Source organism: uncultured Mucilaginibacter sp. (assembly GCF_903913935.1).
Classification (GTDB): domain Bacteria; phylum Bacteroidota; class Bacteroidia; order Sphingobacteriales; family Sphingobacteriaceae; genus Mucilaginibacter.
This window is the reverse complement of sequence record NZ_CAIWNH010000179.1, coordinates 1-4,310: the sequence shown is the minus strand read 5'-3', so window position 1 is coordinate 4,310 and position 4,310 is coordinate 1. Positions and strand designations below refer to the sequence as shown.

The window sequence follows — 4,310 nt, the reverse complement described above, 5'->3', positions numbered from 1 at the left end:
TTGTTTAAGGCCCGGTTTGAGAAAAAGCCGGGTCTTTTTATTTATTATTGTATCTCCAATTAAACCAATTTACCATGCTTCGTTATCTGCTTTTGCCGGCCATTGCCTGTTTTTTTGCTTTTAGTTTATTTGCCCAGCGTCCGGCTAAAAAAACTTCGGGATACCCCAATAGCATTGTTCCGGTGGGTATCGTCAAAAATATTTCTGATGCTGCTTTGCTGGATATTGTTCAGCGGCAAACCTTCAGGTATTTCTGGGAATTTGGCCACCCGGTAAGCGGGATGGCGAGCGAAAGGGACAATACCGTAAAAGCCAACTATTACTGGGATTATATTAACGAAGCGGACGGTCAGCCTAATTTTAGTAAAGGCACGTTCGGGCCCGAGGCCTGCGCTATGGGGGGCACCGGTTTTGGCATCATGGCAACTGTTGTGGCTGTTAACCGGGGATGGATCGGCAGGGATACCGCTTTAAAACGCATCGTTAAAATTGTCGATTTTTTGATAAAAGCGGATTGCTACCACGGGATCTACCCCCATTTCATGAACGGCGTTACCGGCAAAACCATTCCCTTTGGCCGGCTGGATGATGGCGCAGATATTGTGGAGACCAGCTACTTGTTTATGGGCCTGCTTACCGCCCGGCAATATTTTAACGGGGACACCCCGCTGGAAAAATATTTCAGGAACCGCGTATCGGATATGTGGTACTCCGCCGACTGGAACTGGCACAGCAAAGAAGACAACAAACATTTGTACTGGCACTGGAGCCCGACCAATGATTTTAACATGAATTTCCCGGTGTTTGGCTATGATGAAGCGCTGATCACTTATATTGTTGCGGCTTCTTCGCCGAATCACCCTATCTCAAAGGAGTTGTACGAAAACTCCTGGGTAAAAAGCCCCAGCTGGAAAAACGGCAAAACTTACTACGGCTATAACCTGCCTTTGGGTGGCTATGATAAGGGCGGACCCTTATTTTTTGAGCAATACACCTATATGGGCATCAACCCTAATGGCTTAAAGGATGACCAGGGCATAGATTATGCCGAGCAAACCAAAAACCATACACTCATTAACCGGGCCTATTGTATTGAAAACCCTAAAAAATTTAAGGGTTACGGCGCCAATTGCTGGGGACTTACCGCCGGCGATAGTTTTAAAGGCTACGTGGCACATTGCCCTGAAGATGACAGGGGCGTAATACAACCAACAGCCGCATTGTCATCGTTCCCTTATACCCCCGAATACTCCATGCAGGCGCTTAAACATTTTTATTACGATTTGGGCGATAAAATCTGGAGTCCATACGGTTTTGCCGACGGCTTTAGCGAAACCCATAACTGGTACGGCAAAACCCATTTGGCTATTGATGAGGGCCCTATTGTGGTAATGATTGAAAATTACCGCAGCGGGTTGATCTGGAAGTTGTTTATGGGCTGCCCCGAGATCCAGGACGGCTTGAAAAGATTGGGATTTAGTAAGAATTGATTGCGCGACCGGGAACAATAGCTAACCGGCAGGCAATCGCTTTTAAAATAAAACAACCGGGAGGAGGCTCCCCTGGAGCCATAATTTTCAATTTTATTTTTCTATAAACACGGGACTTCTCCGGAGTCTGACACGTACGTTATTATTAGCTCCGGAGGAGCGGCCTGTTTCATAGAAAAAATGGATTCGTTTTTAAGGCTCCACGGGAGCCTCCTCTTTAAAAGCGATTTCCCAGAGCTAACCGGGCATTTCAGTATTTCAACAATTAAATTTAAGTACTTTTGAGTTGATATAACAATGGACGACACACCACTACATGTAAAACAACTTCAATTAGCTATCTGGCTAGCCAAACCGCCGGAGGAACGGCTGCGGCATACCCTTGAGGATAATGATGCGCTATTCGCGTTTTGGGACGAAATAAAAAAAAATAATCAGCAAAATAAATCAGGCGATCAGGTAAACAAACCTGGCAAACTTTAGCCCTGTGTATTAACGCACACCATACCAAATGAAAGAAAAGCTAAAAATTATACCTGTTGACTTACTGGACGAATACCTACAGTTGGTTAACCATAACTTAGCTTCATTATTTGACAGTTTAACCGACGCGGAGATTTCCACGGACACTTTTAGCTTTTATACTTCGGTATCCGCCATCGCTTCATCCCGTATCGAGGGCGAGCAAATGGAGGTTGACAGTTATATCAAGCATAAAATGCTGAATATTGAATATCAGCCCGATCTGGTGCAAAAACCAAACGATCTGTACAATGCCTACCTGTTCGCGCAGCAAACTGAACTTACCCCAGGTGCGTTTTTGAATGCTCATCAGCTAATTGCTTCCCACTTGCTGCCATCAAATAAACAAGGTGTATTCCGTACCGGCAATATGGTAGTAATGGAACACCATACGGGCCGCATTCAATTTGAAGCCGCCCCTGCCGGCAGCTTAAAGGATAATATGGAGCGTTTGTGGGGGGATATTGCGCAATTAAAAAGAGAGCCATTAAGCCCGCCCGAAGTTTTTTATTTTGCCGCCTTTATTCATCTAATATTTGTAAATATCCACCCGTTTGAGGACGGGAACGGACGTGCGGCCCGATTACTTGAAAAGTGGTTTATTGCTGAAAAGCTGGGCAAAAAAGCCTGGTATTTGCAAAGCGAGTTAAACTATTACCAGCATGTTAATGATTATTATAAAAATTTAAACAGGCTCGGAATTTTTTACGAAGAATTAGATTACGCCAAAGCCATGCCATTCTTATTAATGCTACCTGATTCGCTATCGATTCAACCATAAAACAACCTTTTTGCAAACCGGGCACTAAGTTCAACGCTGGGGTAACTACACATTCGTATATCGGCAGGATTGGAAATTTCAAGCATTTCGCAAGGGCGTTACAACAGTTAAGCGGCGGGTTTAAGTGGGCGGGGGTAGTGCCGTGATTACGTTCGATGGCCATGGGTACGTTCGATGCCCATGGGTACCTGCAATGTGCTACACCCATCGTTGGTATATCACGCCCTTTCATGACTTAAATTTGTTTACACCAGCCCTGAAAGGGCGCTATACGTTAACGCCGGGCGAAGTCCAGCGGGATTAGGCACTCCCTGCCAGCCCTGAAATTTTAAACACATTTCATAGGCATTACAGCAGTTAAGCGACACGGTTAACTGGGCGGGGGGGGGGGGTATCACCGTAAAAGCTGGCAGTATATTGCAACTAAATAAGGTGCCGAACTTTTATCTTTTTATACCTTTTGCCCATTCCTAAAGTTATTGCCGTAGGGTTTTTAATGATTAATTCGCCTTTTTGCAGACCAGAAATTGCTTGTTTGATTTCCTGAAATTCGTTGCCGGATACACCAAACAAATCCTTAATCACGCTATCGTTTATAGATTGTTGTTTCATGATTAAAGGGTATTGAGCATTTGCATAAAAATCAAAATATTCACTTTTAAAATGATCCATATTCTGTGTGGCGAGTATGATGCTTAATCCTTTGTTTCTTCCTACTGCAATGAGATCGCGAAGTGGTTTGTTATCAAATCCAAGCATGTAGTGGGCTTCATCTATAATTGTGAAATGCCGTAATTCGACGGCATCTTCTCCTATCGCCTGTTTAGGCAAGTGCTCATAAATTGTATTTAGTTTGGAAACGATAAAATAAACAATCGCTTTCGCTATCGGGCCATCCTTCGGAAAGCCATCCATTTTTACAATATAGCTGCCTTTTATCAAATCAATTTTATCTTCAGATGCAAACAGATTTGTTCTTATGAGTTGCTTTAATACACTAGAGACGCTATCATCTTTGTCTTTATCCTTTGCGCTTTGCAGGGAGGTGTATTCTTTCAGGATGATTTCAAACGTTATTGGTTTATTCGACGATCGTTTGTACGCGCTGATTACAGCTTCGGCCAGTCTGTTGCGCATATTTGCGCTTATTGATGCCCTGTCGATTGCGCCCAACGCGTTGGAAACCTCATTTGCATAAAGGTTAATTTCGTTTTGCGGCCTGCCGATAAACTCCTTAAAAGGTGTAAAAGGCAAAGGCGAAACTATAGGATCTAATATGGCGCTCCTGTCTGTTTCAAATAGACTTAACCACGAATTATTGGCAGGGTCGGAAAACTCACCTTTGTAATCAAATAATAAAAAGTTAACCGGATAGGAAGTTTCAGTTGACAGCACCCTGATTTCATTAATCAACACAGCTAAAAGGTTTGACTTACCCGAGCCAGTGGTACCTGCAATTAAAATTTGCGTGTTGGTAATGTTTTTGCCATTCAAGTTAAGCAAGGCCGGAATATCAT

Annotated in this window: 4 protein-coding genes; 3 read left to right on the top strand and 1 reads right to left on the bottom strand. The window is 43.6% G+C overall.

Features of this window, described 5'->3' with window-relative positions; genetic code table 11:
- Positions 1-74: 74 nt before the first annotated feature.
- The 3 genes from QZY09_RS06715 to QZY09_RS06705 all read left to right on the top strand — a co-directional run bounded on the left by QZY09_RS06715 (position 75) and on the right by QZY09_RS06705 (position 2,793).
- Positions 75-1,490 carry a glucoamylase family protein gene (locus tag QZY09_RS06715; protein WP_295669948.1) on the top strand — a complete coding sequence of 472 codons (1,416 nt, stop codon included), beginning with the start codon at positions 75-77 and terminating at the stop codon, positions 1,488-1,490.
- 297 nt (positions 1,491-1,787) lie between these two features.
- The gene (locus QZY09_RS06710; protein ID WP_295669945.1) at positions 1,788-1,973 is read left to right on the top strand and encodes a hypothetical protein; all 186 of its coding nucleotides are present in this window, start codon (positions 1,788-1,790) and stop codon (positions 1,971-1,973) included.
- Between the two features lie 28 nt (positions 1,974-2,001).
- The gene (locus tag QZY09_RS06705; protein ID WP_295669943.1) at positions 2,002-2,793 is read left to right on the top strand and encodes a Fic family protein; all 792 of its coding nucleotides are present in this window, start codon (positions 2,002-2,004) and stop codon (positions 2,791-2,793) included.
- Positions 2,794-3,216: 423 nt separating this feature from the next.
- On the opposite strand, the gene QZY09_RS06700 is transcribed toward QZY09_RS06705, so the two are convergent.
- Positions 3,217-4,310 (bottom strand): DUF87 domain-containing protein (locus tag QZY09_RS06700; RefSeq protein WP_295669939.1); only part of this gene is annotated, 1,094 nt, incomplete at its 5' end.